This is a genomic window from Streptomyces hirsutus (assembly GCF_001418415.1).
In the GTDB taxonomy this organism is placed as follows: Bacteria; Actinomycetota; Actinomycetes; order Streptomycetales; family Streptomycetaceae; genus Streptomyces; species Streptomyces hirsutus.
Genome location: NZ_LIQT01000451.1, coordinates 1 through 12,831 on the forward strand (window position 1 = coordinate 1; position 12,831 = coordinate 12,831).

General features: G+C 69.9%; 15 protein-coding genes and 1 pseudogene. 12 read left to right on the forward strand and 4 right to left on the reverse strand.

Annotation, left to right across the window (positions count from 1 at the left end):
• Both AOK11_RS30185 and AOK11_RS40840 read left to right on the forward strand, forming a co-directional pair.
• On the forward strand, positions 1–476 hold a 476-nt coding region (locus AOK11_RS30185), incomplete at its 5' end, for an RDD family protein (RefSeq protein ID WP_167353854.1).
• Positions 477–620: 144 nt separating this feature from the next.
• Positions 621–1,343, forward strand: a complete 723-nt coding sequence (locus tag AOK11_RS40840) for an RDD family protein (RefSeq protein WP_079035177.1) — start codon at positions 621–623, stop codon at positions 1,341–1,343.
• 52 nt (positions 1,344–1,395) lie between these two features.
• Here AOK11_RS40840 and AOK11_RS30195 read toward each other — a convergent pair whose 3' ends face one another.
• A complete protein-coding gene (locus AOK11_RS30195) occupies positions 1,396–1,686 on the reverse strand; it encodes a hypothetical protein (protein ID WP_055596876.1) in 291 nt (96 codons plus the stop codon).
• A gap of 379 nt (positions 1,687–2,065) precedes the next feature.
• On the opposite strand from AOK11_RS30195, the gene AOK11_RS30200 reads away from it, so the two are divergent.
• Together AOK11_RS30200 and AOK11_RS30205 are read left to right on the forward strand one after the other, a co-directional pair.
• Positions 2,066–4,438: an immune inhibitor A domain-containing protein gene (locus AOK11_RS30200; protein WP_055596877.1), complete on the forward strand. Its 2,373-nt coding sequence runs from the start codon at positions 2,066–2,068 to the stop codon at positions 4,436–4,438.
• Positions 4,439–4,561: 123 nt separating this feature from the next.
• A complete protein-coding gene (locus AOK11_RS30205; RefSeq protein ID WP_055596878.1) occupies positions 4,562–4,921 on the forward strand; it encodes a hypothetical protein in 360 nt (119 codons plus the stop codon).
• 174 nt (positions 4,922–5,095) lie between these two features.
• Here the strand turns inward: AOK11_RS30205 and AOK11_RS30210 are convergent, their stop codons facing one another.
• Both AOK11_RS30210 and AOK11_RS30215 read right to left on the reverse strand, forming a co-directional pair.
• Positions 5,096–5,683 carry a nicotinamidase gene (locus tag AOK11_RS30210; RefSeq protein WP_055596879.1) on the reverse strand — a complete coding sequence of 196 codons (588 nt, stop codon included), beginning with the start codon at positions 5,681–5,683 and terminating at the stop codon, positions 5,096–5,098.
• An 89-nt stretch (positions 5,684–5,772) separates the two neighbouring features.
• Positions 5,773–7,125, reverse strand: a complete 1,353-nt coding sequence (locus AOK11_RS30215; protein WP_055596880.1) for a nicotinate phosphoribosyltransferase — start codon at positions 7,123–7,125, stop codon at positions 5,773–5,775.
• A gap of 99 nt (positions 7,126–7,224) precedes the next feature.
• On the opposite strand from AOK11_RS30215, the gene clpS reads away from it, so the two are divergent.
• The 8 genes from clpS (at position 7,225) to AOK11_RS30245 (ending at position 12,405) form a co-directional block, all read left to right on the forward strand.
• Complete coding sequence (gene clpS / locus AOK11_RS30220; RefSeq protein WP_055596881.1) at positions 7,225–7,542, forward strand: ATP-dependent Clp protease adapter ClpS; 318 nt, start codon at positions 7,225–7,227, stop codon at positions 7,540–7,542.
• Between the two features lie 82 nt (positions 7,543–7,624).
• Entirely contained in the window at positions 7,625–8,227 is a 603-nt protein-coding gene (locus AOK11_RS30225) for a DUF2017 domain-containing protein (protein WP_055596882.1), read from the forward strand.
• Between the two features lie 238 nt (positions 8,228–8,465).
• Positions 8,466–8,609 carry a hypothetical protein gene (locus AOK11_RS44140; RefSeq protein WP_157869479.1) on the forward strand — a complete coding sequence of 48 codons (144 nt, stop codon included), beginning with the start codon at positions 8,466–8,468 and terminating at the stop codon, positions 8,607–8,609.
• A 95-nt stretch (positions 8,610–8,704) separates the two neighbouring features.
• Positions 8,705–10,132 carry an amino acid permease gene (locus AOK11_RS30230; protein ID WP_055596883.1) on the forward strand — a complete coding sequence of 476 codons (1,428 nt, stop codon included), beginning with the start codon at positions 8,705–8,707 and terminating at the stop codon, positions 10,130–10,132.
• Positions 10,133–10,311: 179 nt separating this feature from the next.
• Entirely contained in the window at positions 10,312–10,734 is a 423-nt protein-coding gene (locus AOK11_RS30235; protein WP_055596886.1) for a M67 family metallopeptidase, read from the forward strand.
• Between the two features lie 153 nt (positions 10,735–10,887).
• Complete coding sequence (locus AOK11_RS46485) at positions 10,888–10,983, forward strand: putative leader peptide (RefSeq protein WP_324618299.1); 96 nt, start codon at positions 10,888–10,890, stop codon at positions 10,981–10,983.
• A gap of 124 nt (positions 10,984–11,107) precedes the next feature.
• The gene (locus AOK11_RS30240; protein WP_055596884.1) at positions 11,108–11,449 is read left to right on the forward strand and encodes a MoaD/ThiS family protein; all 342 of its coding nucleotides are present in this window, start codon (positions 11,108–11,110) and stop codon (positions 11,447–11,449) included.
• Between the two features lie 5 nt (positions 11,450–11,454).
• Positions 11,455–12,405: a PLP-dependent cysteine synthase family protein gene (locus AOK11_RS30245; protein WP_055596885.1), complete on the forward strand. Its 951-nt coding sequence runs from the start codon at positions 11,455–11,457 to the stop codon at positions 12,403–12,405.
• A gap of 203 nt (positions 12,406–12,608) precedes the next feature.
• On the opposite strand, the pseudogene AOK11_RS30250 reads toward AOK11_RS30245, so the two are convergent.
• A pseudogene (locus AOK11_RS30250) lies at positions 12,609–12,831 on the reverse strand (type II toxin-antitoxin system PemK/MazF family toxin); the annotation flags it as partial.

Genomic DNA, 12,831 nt, shown 5'->3' on the forward strand with positions numbered 1-12,831 from the left:
GCCCCGCGGGGCTCGGCAAGCGGCTGACGGCGCGGCTGCTGGACACCGTCGTCCTCGGCGGCGTCACCGCCCTGGCCGCCGTACCGCTGGGCATCGCGGCGGCGGACCACATCAACGAGAAGATCGACGCGGCCAAGCTGTCCGGCAGGACCGTCACGGTGTGGCTGCTCGACGGCACCACGTCGGTGTACCTGGGCATCGTCCTCGCCGTCCTCCTCCTCGGCGGTGTCCTCTGCGAGGTGTTGCCCACCGCCAAGTGGGGCCGCACCCTGGGCAAGAAGCTGCTGGGTCTCGAGGTGCGGGACATCGAGGGGCACGACGTGCCCGGGTTCGGCGCGGCTCTGCGCCGCTGGCTGGTCTACAGCATCCCGGGAGTGCTCGTCGTCGGTGTGGTGGGCGTCCTGTGGTGCCTGTTCGACAAGCCGTGGCGGCAGTGCTGGCACGACAAGGCCGCGCACACGTTCGTGGCGGGCTGACCCGGCCGGGACCACGGGGAACCGGGCGGGGAACAGACGGGGAGTCACTTCTTCGGACCGGCTGCGCGGGCGGGCCACGGCACCGGTACTCCGGACGGCGGCTCGCCGGATGCGCGACCGGGGGGTTCGCGGTCGACTCGGGCCATGAGTAGCGAACCGCCCCCCGGCTCCGGTCAGCAGCCGCCGGACGACGACCCGTTCAAGAAGCACCCCCCGCCCGGCGGTCAGCCCCCGCCGCAGCAAGGGGGCGGCCCTTACGGTGGCGGTCCGTACGGGAGCGGGGGCGGCGACCCCCACGGCAGTGGTGGCGGCCCCTATGGCGGTGGCGCCGGTGGCCCGTACGGGGAAGGCGGTGGAGGTCCCTACGGGGGTGGTGGTGGCAGCCCGTACGGCTCCGGCCCCGGCGACCCCCTCGCCGGGATGCCGCCCCTCGCCGACAGCGGCAGGCGCACCCTTGCCAGGATCATCGACATGATCATGGTGGGTTTTGTCGTCTGGCTGCTCACCTGGCCGTTCGGCGTGAGCGAGTACGACGTGAGCGGCGACCGGGTCGACATGGGCAAGTCCTTCATCCAGTCCCTCGTCGTCGCGGTCCTCTACATCGCCTACGACACCGTCCTGATCTCCCGCTCCGGGCAGACCCTCGGCAAGAAGTGGCTGAAGCTGCGGGTGGCCGACCTGTCCGACGGCTCGACGCCCTCCGTGCAGACGTCACTGGTGCGTGCCGCCGTGCTGTGGATTCCGTTCGCGTTCTGCTGTGCCTGCGTGTGGACCGTGATCGCGGGCGGCTGGAGCTTCTTCGACAAGCCCTACAAGCAGGGCCTGCACGACAAGGCCGCCAAGACGGTCGTGGTCAGCACCCGGTGACACGGGACCGGCCGGCGGGCCTCCGGTGAGGGACACCCGCGGCCGGCCGGTCTCAGGAAACCGCCCGCTCCCGCACGGCTTCGCGGGCCGGCACGGTCGCCGGCGAGGGGAGGGTCGCCCGGACCGGCTCCTGCGGCAGTGACCGCAGCACCGGGGCGGGGCGGGGTTGCGGCTGAGGCACCGTCATGGCCACCAGCAGTCCGAGAGCGAGCGCCGCGACGACGACGAGCGCGATGCCCACGCCCGAACTCGTCCGTGACAACAGCAGCAGGGCGAAGGTGGAGAAGACCACGGTGCACGAACCGTAGGCGAACTGAGCGACAGTCGGACGGGGCATGGCCATCGTGTCCTCGTGAGTCGGGGGCTGTCGGCCTGGCGTTCCACCGGCTCAACGGTGTGCCGCCAAGCGACTCTAACCGCGAGAGTGCCCGAGCGGAACGCACAGTAAGCATGACCTAACCGACAGGACTGGTGCACAGGGGGCGCACGGAGTCATCTCGACGGTGAAACAGACCCCCCATGTCCGTAAACGGCCCTCCCGTGTCCGTAAAACGAACCCCTTCTCCGTGTAATGCAGTTGACCTGTTCAAGTCAAGGTCTGTTTTTTCTGCTGAACCTCTAGTCAAATGTGGTCACTTGACTACACGCGTTGATCACGTGTGCGCGACTATCCGTCACCCGGACTCCACCTTCGCGCACGCGCACGCCAGAGGGGATCTCAAGTGACCAGTAGACCCTGGACGTCCAGAGCGGCCGCGACAGGCGTGGCACTGGCGGCGATCGCCGCCACCTGCTCTGCGTTCACCGTGGCCCAGGCCGACACGGCCGGAGGGGCCGACCGGCCGGCCGGTGTGGACCGGCAGGACCCGGCGGAACACAACCACGTCGAGCACGACCTCGAGGGCCCGCTCTCCAAGACCCAGGACGCCCAGCGCCAGGAGGCCCTGAAACAGGTCATATCCGGCGAGTCCTCGGTCAAGGACCGGAACGGTTCGAAGGTCGTCGAGCTCAAGGGCAAGGGCAAGGGCAAGAAGGGCACCGGCAAGTACGTCGAGCTCGGCCGCGAGAAGACCGACAAGATCTTCACGATCCTGGTCGAGTTCGGCGACGAGATCGACAGCCGCTACGGCGGCACCCGCGGCCCGCTGCACAACGAGATCGCCGAGCCGGACCGCGGCACGGACAACTCCACCGCGTGGCAGGCGGACTACGACCAGAAGCACTTCGAGGACATGTACTTCGGCGCCGGCAAGGGTGTCGAGTCGGTCAAGACGTACTTCGAGAAGCAGTCCTCGGGCCGCTACTCCGTCGAGGGCCAGGTCTCCGACTGGGTCAAGGTCCCCTACAACGAGGCCCGTTACGGCAACAACGCCTGCGGCGCCAGCACCTGCTCGAGCGTGTGGAACGTCGTCAGCGACGGCCTGAACGCGTGGGTCGCCCAGCAGAAGGCGGCGGGGGCGACCGACGCCGAGATCAAGGCGGACGTCGCGAAGTTCGACGAGTGGGACCGCTACGACTTCGACGGCGACGGCGACTTCAACGAGCCCGACGGCTACATCGACCACTTCCAGGTCGTGCACGCCGGCGAGGACGAGTCCGCCGGCGGCGGCGCCCAGGGCGAGGACGCGATCTGGGCCCACCGCTGGTACGCCTTCGGCACCGACGCCGGAGCCACCGGCCCCGAGCACAACAAGCTCGGCGGCGCGCCCGTCGGCGACACCGGCATCTGGGCCGGCGACTACACCATCCAGCCGGAGAACGGCGGACTCGGCGTCTACGCCCACGAGTACGGCCACGACCTCGGCCTGCCGGACCACTACGACACCGCGGGCGGCGAGAACTCCACCGGCTTCTGGACCCTGATGTCCTCCGGTTCCTGGCTCGGCACCGGGAAGAACGAGATCGGCGACCTGCCCGGCGACATGACCGCCTGGGACAAGCTCCAGCTGGGCTGGCTGGACTACGACACGGCCAAGGCCGCGACGAAGTCGAAGCACAAGCTGGGCTACGCCGAGTACAACACCAAGGACAAGCAGGCCCTCGTGGTCGAACTGCCCGAGAAGGCGGTCACCACCGAGATCGTGGCCCCCGCCGAGGGCCGGACCCAGTGGTGGAGCGGCAGCGGTGACGATCTGCGCAACACGCTGACCCGTTCCGTGGACCTCACCGGCGCCTCGACGGCCGAGCTGACGCTCGACGGCTGGTACGAGATCGAGGCCAACTACGACTTCCTCTACGCCGAGGTCTCGACCGACGGCGGCGCCAACTGGACCGTCCTGGACGGCACGGTGGACGGCTCGCCGCTCCCGCGCGACGGCAGCGACAAGCCGGCCCTGCACGGCACGGTCGACGGCTACAAGCCGCTGGCCTACCCGCTGGACGCCTACGCCGGTCAGCGGATCGACCTGCGCTTCCGCTACCAGACCGACGGCGGTCTGGCGATGAAGGGCTTCGCGGCCGACCGGATCTCGGTGACCGCGGACGGCACCGCGCTGTTCACGGACAACGCCGAGACCGCCGACGCCGCCTGGACGGCGAACGGCTTCTCCCGCATCGGCGCGTCGTTCACCCACGACTACGCGCAGTACTACATCGCCGAGAACCGCCAGTACGTGTCGTACGACAAGACTCTCAAGGTCGGCCCGTACAACTTCGGCTTCGCGAACAGCCGTCCGGACTGGGTGGAGCACTTCCCCTACCAGAACGGCCTGTTGATCTGGAAGTGGGACACCTCGCAGGCGGACAACAACACCAGCCGGCACCCGGGCACGGGCCTGGTCCTGCCGGTCGACGCGCACCCGGCCGTGCTGAAGTGGTCCGACGGCACGCTGATGCGCAACCGCATCCAGACGTACGACTCGACCTTCAGCACCTTCGGCACGGACGGCATCACGCTGCACAAGAGCGGCGTCGCGACCAAGATCCGCTCCTCGAAGGGTGTGTCGGTCTTCGACGACCGCGCCCACACCTACTACGACGAGGCGAACCCGGGCGGCGGCGTCAAGATCACTGACACCAACACGAAGATCAAGATCGTCAAGGAGGCCAAGGACGGCTCGACGATCCACCTCGAAGTAAGCCGCGCAACGAAGTAAACCGCGTCTTACCAGGTCAAAACGTGATCGGCGGCGACCCACTGGCGGGTTGCCGCCGATCCGTGTTTAGGTGCGTCCTGTGACGCTCTTATTGACACCTGGTCCGACGGGGGTATGAATTCCATGGCCGCAGGAGGCTTCAGCAAGCTGCCGAACGGCACCGTGGTGGTGGCACTGAACCTGCCCAGCCCCGTCGCCGGCCCCGGCTCGGTGCGCTTCCTCGTGCACGCGCGCAACCGGGCACGCGCCCTGACGAGGCTGCGCAACCTGGGCCTGCGGGCCGTCTATCTGCGAGGCAACGCGGCTCCGCCGAGCCCCGACGAGATCACCGCGGTGCTGCACCACCCCGACGGCCTCATATGGCGCACGGCCCCCGACAGCGCGGTCCTGCCCGGCCCCGGCCCGTCCGGTCCCGACGACCGGGTGGTCGAGCTGTGGCACCCGATCCGCGCCCTGCTCAGACGCCCCGCGGCCCCCGCCTGACCGGCCCCCGCCTGACCGGCTCGTGTCCGCTCGGCCGGCTCGTGTCCGCCCGGCCGCCTGACCGGCCCTCGCCCGACCGGCTCGTGCCCGCCTGACCGGCTCGTGCCCGCCCGGCACCCGCCCGACCGGCCGGTTCGCACTCGACCGGCGCACCTCCGCCCCGGCGGGGTTCCCTCACTGCACGACCGGCTTGCCCGAGAGCTCCACACCCGCCCCGCGCAGCTCGTCGAGCGCCCGCTCGGTGGTCTGTGCGGCCACCCCCGCGGTGAGGTCCAGCAGGACCTGGGTGCGGAAACCCTCACGGGCGGCGTCCAGGGCGGTCGCCCGGACGCAGTGGTCGGTGGCGATGCCCACCACGTCCACCTCGTCGATCTCGCGGGCGCGCAGCCAGTCGGCCAGCGCCACGCCGTTCTCCTCGGCCCCCTCGAAGCCGCTGTACGCCGCCGAGTACGCCCCCTTGTCGAAGACGGCGTCGACCGCGCCGGAGGCGACCGCGGGGGCGAAGTTCGGATGGAAGCCGGCCCCCTCCGTCCCGGCGACGCAGTGCGCGGGCCAGGAGTGGACGAAGTCGGGGTTGTCGGCGAAGTGGCCGCCGGGGGCGATGTGGTGGTCGCGGGTGGCCACCACGTGCCGGTACCCGCCGGGCACCCGTGCGATCAGCTCGGTGATGGCGGCGGCCACATCCGCACCGCCGGACACGGCGAGGCTGCCCCCCTCGCAGAAGTCGTTCTGCACGTCGACGACGATCAAGGCGCGGCGCATGGTCGGATTCCTTCGGCTGGGGATCGGTCGGGGGTCGGCTGCGGAATGGGGGACAGGGGGATCACGGACAAGGACTCGCGGGACAGCCGTTAGCTACCCGAGCCCAGGTGCAGGTACTCCGTCGGAAGGACGGGTTCCCCGCGGGACAGCTGGGTCGCGGACAGTGGCAGGCCGGCGCGGGCCGCGGCGTGCCGTTCGCGGAGCCGGTCCAGCGGCTCGCGCGCGGTCGCGGTCACCTCGCCGCCCTTGACCAGCTCCACCAGCAGCTGCCGGTCGGCCAGCTCCTCGGGCACCTGCCCGGTGCCGATCACCTCGGCCTCGGCGACACCGCGCTCGTCCAGCCGGCGCGCGGCCCACTTGCGGCCGCCGATGGAGGTCTTGCCGCCGGTGGACCGTTTCGCCACGGGTACCAGCGGCGCCCCGGCGTCGGCGGACTCGGCGCGGGCGACCAGCTTGTAGACCATGGAGGCCGTCGGGTGCCCGGAACCGGTCACCAGCTGGGTGCCGACGCCGTACGCGTCCACCGGCGCGGCGGCCAGCGAGGCGATGGCGTACTCGTCGAGGTCAGAGGTCACGGTGATCTTCGTGCCGGTGGCGCCCAGCTCGTCCAGCTGCTGCCGCACCCGGTGCGCGACCAGGAGCAGGTCGCCGGAGTCGATCCGGACCGAGCCCAGGGACGGGCCGGCGATCTCGACGGCCGTACGGACCGCCTCGGTCACGTCGTAGGTGTCCACGAGGAGCGTCGTACCGGCGCCGAGGGAGTCCACCTGCGCCCGGAAGGCGTCGCGCTCGCTGTCGTGCACCAGGGTGAAGGCGTGGGCGGAGGTGCCCACGGTCGGGATGTTGTAGCGGAACCCGGCCGCCAGGTCGGAGGTGGAGGCGAAGCCGCCCACGTAGGCGGCCCGGGAGGCGGCCACCGCGGCCAGCTCGTGGGTGCGCCGGGCGCCCATCTCGATCAGCGGCCGGTCCCCGGCGGCGGAGGACATCCGGGAGGCCGCCGCAGCGATCGCCGAATCGTGGTTGAGGATCGACAGGACCACCGTCTCCAGCAGCACGCACTCCGCGAAGCTGCCCTCGACCCGCATGATCGGCGAGCCCGGGAAGTACACCTCGCCCTCCGGGTAGCCCCAGATGTCCCCGGTGAAGTGGTAGTCGGCCAGCCAGTCGAGGGTCGGCCCGTCGACGACGTTCTTCTCGCGCAGGAAGTCGAGGAGGGGGCCGTCGAAACGGAAGTTCTCCACCGCGTCCAGGACCCGCCCGGTGCCGGCCACCACGCCGTAGCGGCGGCCGTCCGGCAGGCGCCGGGTGAAGACCTCGAACACGCTGCGCCGGTCGGCGGTGCCACCGCTCAGGGCGGCCTGCAGCATCGTCAGCTCGTAGTGGTCGGTGAAGAGCGCCGTCGACGGAACAGTCACCGGCAGCCCAAGGTCCGCTGTGTTCATATGACGGATGCTACCCCCTTTTCGTCGTTCTGACGATTTCGGTTCGGTGTCCCCGACCACGTACGCCGGTTTGTACTCCCGGCCCCTTCCGGTGGCAGCATGGGCAGTGTGACGTCACCCGCACCCCTGGAGATCGAACGCACCGAGTCGGCGGAAGAGGTTTTCGCCGTGCCCGAGTCCGACGTCCCCTGGATCACCCTCGTCCACAACGACCCGGTCAACCTCATGAGCTACGTGACGTACGTCTTCCAGGCGTACTTCGGCTACTCCAAGGACAAGGCCACCAAGCTCATGCTCGACGTCCACCACAAGGGCCGGGCCGTCGTCTCCACCGGCACCCGCGAGGAAATGGAACGCGACGTCCAGGCCATGCACGGCTACGGCCTGTGGGCCACTCTCCAGCAGGACCGGAAGTAGCCCGGACAGGACCGGAAAACCGCACAGCAGCCCGCCCGTGACCCGCCCCCGCCCGCAGGACCGGAAGTAGCGAATCGCCTCCATGTCAGGACACTTCGAACCGCTCCCCGGCGGCGGCGCGACCGTCGCCCTCGACGACGTCGAGATCTCCATCATCCGGTCCCTCGCCGTGCAGCTCATGGAGCTGATCGGCCCCGGCCCGGCCGCGGAGGCCTCCGGCGACCCGCTCGCCGAACTCTTCGCCGAGGGTCCGAGCGAACCGCCCGCCGACCCCGTGCTGCGCCGGCTCTTCCCGGACGCCTACGGCGGCCCCGAGGAGCCTGCCTCGGCCAAGGACGCCGAGCAACGGCGGGCGCACTCCGCGGAGTTCCGCCGCTTCACCGAGAACGACCTGCGGGCCGGCAAGCGCGAGAACGCCCTCGCGGTGATCCGCTCCCTGGACGGCCTCACCGCGGCCGGCAGGGGAGGGGCGGTCCTCGAGCTCTCCGCCGAGGAGTCCCGGCAGTGGCTCGGCGCGCTCAACGACCTGCGGCTGGCGATCGGGTCCCGGCTGGAGATCGGCGAGGAGGAGGACACCGACCTCCTCTTCCGCCTCCCGGACGAGGATCCGCGCAAGCCCATGGTGATGGCGTACCTGTGGCTCGGCGGCCTCCAGGAGACCCTCGTCTCGACCCTGATGCCGTAGGCCGCGCGGCCTACGGCACTGCCGGGCCGCACCGTGCGGCTCGGGGAACCACGTGGCCGGCGGCGCCGTGTCACGCCCGCCGGCACGGCGCCGCGCTCTCGGCGCAGGGCGCCGCCCATGCCGTACATCTGACCGGGATGTTCGGAAAAGTCCGCCGATGTGTTCGCTCAGAGGACACTCAAGCCCGTGTGGCGATCCTGTCAAGGCTTCCGCCGCCTCTGTATTTTCCTGGTGACGTTTGTCCACTTCCTCCTGTGATGTGTGCCACAAGTCGCTGCTGATCAGTGTTGCGGTCGTGATAGATCTGCACGACCACCCGGCGAACACCATCGGTACGCCCGCCGGGTGCGCCACCGAGCCGGCGACCGCCGGCCAGGCGTGAGCGGACGCGCTCAGCTCCATCAGTCCGGGGGGGACCGAGCCCCGATCCGGGGCCCACCAGCGGCCCGGATCGGGATGGAGAAAGGCGCATGCCACATGGCCTCACCGCAGGTCGACACGGAGTCCGTATCCGACGAGGGGTATGAGCGCGGTCTCAGCGGCCGTCAAGTCCAGATGATCGCGATCGGCGGCGCCATCGGCGTCGGCCTCTTCCTGGGAGCCGGGGCGAACATCGCCAAGGCCGGACCCAGCCTGATCGTGATGTACGCCCTCGCCGGCGTGATCATCTTCTTCATCATGAGGGCGCTCGGCGAGCTCCTGCTCTACCGCCCGGTCTCGGGTTCCTTCGCCGAGTACTCGCGGGAGTTCCTCGGCCCGTTCTTCGGCTACTTCACCGGCTGGACGTACTGGCTGATGTGGATCGTCATCGGTATGGCCGAACTCACGGCCGCCGCGATCTACATCAACTACTGGTTCCCACAGATCCCGCAGTGGGCCACCGCCCTGGTCTTCCTGATCGTCCTCTTCGGGGCCAACCTCATCTCGGTGAAGATGTTCGGCGAGATCGAGTTCTGGTTCTCGATGGTCAAGGTCACCGCCATCATCGGCATGATCGTGATCGGGCTGGGCGTGCTCACCTTCGGCTTCAGCGCCGCCGGGGACACCGCCGCGGTGTCCAACCTCTGGGCCTTCGACGGCTTCTTCCCCAAGGGCATCGGGTCCTCCCTGATGACCCTCCAGGGCGTCATGTTCGCCTACCTCGCCATCGAGATCGTCGGCGTCACGGCCGGCGAGTCCAAGAACCCGGAGAAGACCCTCCCCAAGGCGATCAACACCCTGCCCTGGCGCATCGCCCTGTTCTACGTCGGTGCCCTCACCGTCATCCTGTGCGTGGTCAAGTGGACCGAGTTCGCGCCGGGGGTCAGCCCCTTCGTCGAGGCCTTCGCCCAGATCGGCATTCCGGCCGGCGCCGCCATCGTCAACTTCGTCGTGCTGACCGCCGCCCTGTCCTCCTGCAACTCCGGGATGTACTCCACGGGCCGCATGCTGCGCAGTCTCGCGGAGAACGGCGAGGCCCCGCGGATCTACCAGCGGCTGTCCTCCAGCAAGACCCCGGCGCTCGGCATCGCCACCTCGGTGGTCTTCATGGGCATCGGCGTCGTCCTGAACTACGTCGTCCCGGAGAAGGCATTCGGCTACGTCACCTCCATCGCCACGGCGGCCGGCATCTGGACCTGGCTGATGATCCTGATCAGCCACATCCTCTACCGCCGCCAGGTGGTCGCGGGCCGACTGCCCGCCTCCTCCTTCCCGGCGCCCGGCGGCTCGGTGTGCTCCTACATCGCCATCGTGTTCCTGCTCTTCGTCACCGCCCTCATCGCGATCGACGCGGAGGCCAGGATCTGCCTCTACGTGATGGCCGGCTGGGCCTTCGTCCTGGGGATCGGCTGGGTGGCCCTCAAGAGCCGCAATCCGCGGATCACCGAGGGACGCGAGCCGGAGTTCGAGAAAATCGGCGGCTAGCCCCTGCCGGCCGTGCGGGAGCACCGGCCGTGGGGTTCTGCCGTGTGGCCGTACCCGTCGTGCGGGAGTGCTCGTGGCACTCCCGCACGACCGCCGGCCGAGGTGCCCCGAGTCCGGCATGCGGGCCGTTCCGTACCACCCCTCGGTACGGAACGGCCCGCATGCTTATCCTGAGCCTCATGCTGACCATCACCCAGGAGCTGTACGACCGGATCGTCGCCCACGCGCGCGCGGACCACCCCGACGAGGCGTGCGGTGTGGTGGCGGGCCCCGTGGGCTCCGGCCGCCCCGAGCGCTTCATCCCCATGCTGAACGCCGCCCGCTCGCCCACGTTCTACGAGTTCGACTCGAAGGACCTGCTCAAGCTGTACCGCGAGATGGACGACAACGACGAGGAGCCGGTGATCGTCTACCACTCGCACACCGCGACCGAGGCACACCCCTCCCGCACCGACATCGCCCTCGCGAGCGAGCCCGGCGCCCACTACGTCCTGGTCTCCACCGCCGACACCGACGGCCTCGGCGACTTCCAGTTCCGCTCGTTCCGGATCGTGGACGGCGAGGTCACCGAGGAGGAGATCAAGGTCGTCGAGGCGTACTGACCTCCTCCCGGCCCCCTCCCGACGCCTCCCGGCGCCCGCGCGAGCAGCACCGGGCGGAGCCCCCACCTGCCCCTTCCCACATACCGATCGGCCGTCTTCCGAAGTGTGAGACCACCCTCGGATCCCGCCATCGGGAATCGATACGATGAGCCCATGGTTCTCCATGACGTGAGCGACAGGACGCCGGGCAAGCTGCTCGTGGCGCGGCTGCACGTCGACCTGTGCAGACTCGCCAGCGCCATCTGTTGACACCGAGCCTCCCGCCGTACGGCCCGTGAGCCCCGGCGGCTCCACCGCGTACGCACCCCCACGCGCCGCCCGCGCCGCCGTGCGCCCACCTACCAGACGACCACACCGACAGGAGTTCCACGCCATGGCCATCGAGGTCCGGATTCCCACCATCCTCCGCCAGTACACCGACGGTCAGAAGGCGGTGGAGGGTACCGGGAACACCCTCACCGAGCTCTTCGCCGACCTCGAGACCCGGCACGCGGGCATCCGAGCCCGCCTCATCGACGACACCAAGGGCGACCAGCTGCGCCGCTTCGTCAACGTCTACCTCAACGACGAGGACGTCCGCTTCCTCGACGGCATCAACACCAAGCTGACCGACGGCGACAGCGTCACGATCCTGCCGGCCGTGGCAGGTGGTTCTGCCGCGGCGAAGCCGCGTCCGGCTGGGGTGGCGGCCGGGCGGCGGGCGGGAATGGCCTGATCCGGATGCGCTACGACTCCCCCCTGGCCGCGGTGGGCAACACCCCGTTGGTGCGCCTGCCGCGGCTCTCGCCGTCCGCCGACGTCCGTGTCTGGGCGAAGCTGGAAGACCGCAACCCGACCGGCTCGATCAAGGACCGGCCGGCCCTGTTCATGATCGAACAGGCGGAGAAGGACGGCCGGCTGACCCCGGGCTGCACCATCCTGGAGCCGACGTCCGGCAACACCGGCATCTCCCTGGCCATGGCCGCCAAGCTCAAGGGCTACCGCATGGTGTGCGTGATGCCCGAGAACACCTCGCAGGAACGCCGCGACCTGCTGGCCATGTGGGGGGCGGAGATCATCTCCTCCCCGGCCGCCGGCGGCTCCAACACCGCCGTGCGGGTCGCCAAGGAGATCGGCGCCGAGCACCCGGACTGGGTGATGCTCTACCAGTACGGCAACCCGGACAACGCGGGCGCCCACTACGCGACCACCGGTCCGGAGATCCTCACCGACCTGCCCTCGATCACGCACTTCGTGGCCGGTCTCGGCACCACCGGCACCCTCATGGGCGTCGGCCGCTACCTGCGCGAGCACAAGCCCGACGTGAAGATCGTCGCGGCCGAACCCCGCTACGACGACCTCGTCTACGGGCTGCGCAACCTCGACGAGGGCTTCGTCCCCGAGCTGTACGACGCCTCCGTCCTCACCACCCGGTTCTCGGTCGGCTCCGCCGACGCCGTCACCCGGACCCGTGAACTCCTCCAGCAGGAAGGCATCTTCGCCGGTGTCTCCACCGGGGCCGCCCTGCACGCCGCGCTCGGCGTCGCGAAGAAGGCGCTCCAGGCGGGGGAGACCGCCGACGTCGTCTTCGTCGTCGCCGACGGCGGCTGGAAGTACCTGTCGACCGGTGTCTACACCGCCGCGACGACGGAGGAAGCCATCGAAACGCTCCAGGGCCAGCTCTGGGCGTGACCCACGAGGGCAGGACGAACACGAGGGCGGAACACGAAGGGGCCGGAGATCCACTCCGGCCCCTTCGCCGTTCTCCGGCACGTGTTCCGCCACGTCCTCGGGCACGTCCTCCGGCAGGTGTTCCGCCACGTCCTCCGGCAGGTGTTCCGCCACGTCCTCGAGCACGTCCTCCGGCAGGTGTTCCGCCCCATGCTCCGACGCGCTCACTCCGCCAGGTACCGGACCCGGTCCCACACCGCCGGGTCGACCGGCCCCACCCTGCGCCGGAACTCCCGCAGCGGGACCTCGCGCAGCTCGTCCGTCTCCAGGAAACTCGCCCGGTCCCGGGCGTCCCCGACGGACCCCGGCGGCAGCGGGATCACCCCGGCGCGTCCGTCCCGAAAACGTGTCGTGATCTTCGCGACCGTCACCCGCTCCCCGCGCACC

What these genes read in the sequence shown, in the direction of transcription:
- AOK11_RS40840 (WP_079035177.1), top strand. Translation starts at nt 621, where the DNA reads ATGAGTAGCGAACCGCCCCCCGGCTCCGGTCAGCAGCCGCCGGACGAC.
- AOK11_RS30195 (WP_055596876.1), bottom strand. Translation starts at nt 1,686, where the DNA reads ATGGCCATGCCCCGTCCGACTGTCGCTCAGTTCGCCTACGGTTCGTGC.
- AOK11_RS30205 (WP_055596878.1), top strand. Translation starts at nt 4,562, where the DNA reads ATGGCCGCAGGAGGCTTCAGCAAGCTGCCGAACGGCACCGTGGTGGTG.
- AOK11_RS30210 (WP_055596879.1), bottom strand. Translation starts at nt 5,683, where the DNA reads ATGCGCCGCGCCTTGATCGTCGTCGACGTGCAGAACGACTTCTGCGAG.
- AOK11_RS30215 (WP_055596880.1), bottom strand. Translation starts at nt 7,125, where the DNA reads ATGAACACAGCGGACCTTGGGCTGCCGGTGACTGTTCCGTCGACGGCG.
- clpS (WP_055596881.1), top strand. Translation starts at nt 7,225, where the DNA reads ATGGGCAGTGTGACGTCACCCGCACCCCTGGAGATCGAACGCACCGAG.
- AOK11_RS30225 (WP_055596882.1), top strand. Translation starts at nt 7,625, where the DNA reads ATGTCAGGACACTTCGAACCGCTCCCCGGCGGCGGCGCGACCGTCGCC.
- AOK11_RS30230 (WP_055596883.1), top strand. Translation starts at nt 8,705, where the DNA reads ATGGCCTCACCGCAGGTCGACACGGAGTCCGTATCCGACGAGGGGTAT.
- AOK11_RS30235 (WP_055596886.1), top strand. Translation starts at nt 10,312, where the DNA reads ATGCTGACCATCACCCAGGAGCTGTACGACCGGATCGTCGCCCACGCG.
- AOK11_RS46485 (WP_324618299.1), top strand. Translation starts at nt 10,888, where the DNA reads ATGGTTCTCCATGACGTGAGCGACAGGACGCCGGGCAAGCTGCTCGTG.
- AOK11_RS30240 (WP_055596884.1), top strand. Translation starts at nt 11,108, where the DNA reads ATGGCCATCGAGGTCCGGATTCCCACCATCCTCCGCCAGTACACCGAC.
- AOK11_RS30245 (WP_055596885.1), top strand. Translation starts at nt 11,455, where the DNA reads ATGCGCTACGACTCCCCCCTGGCCGCGGTGGGCAACACCCCGTTGGTG.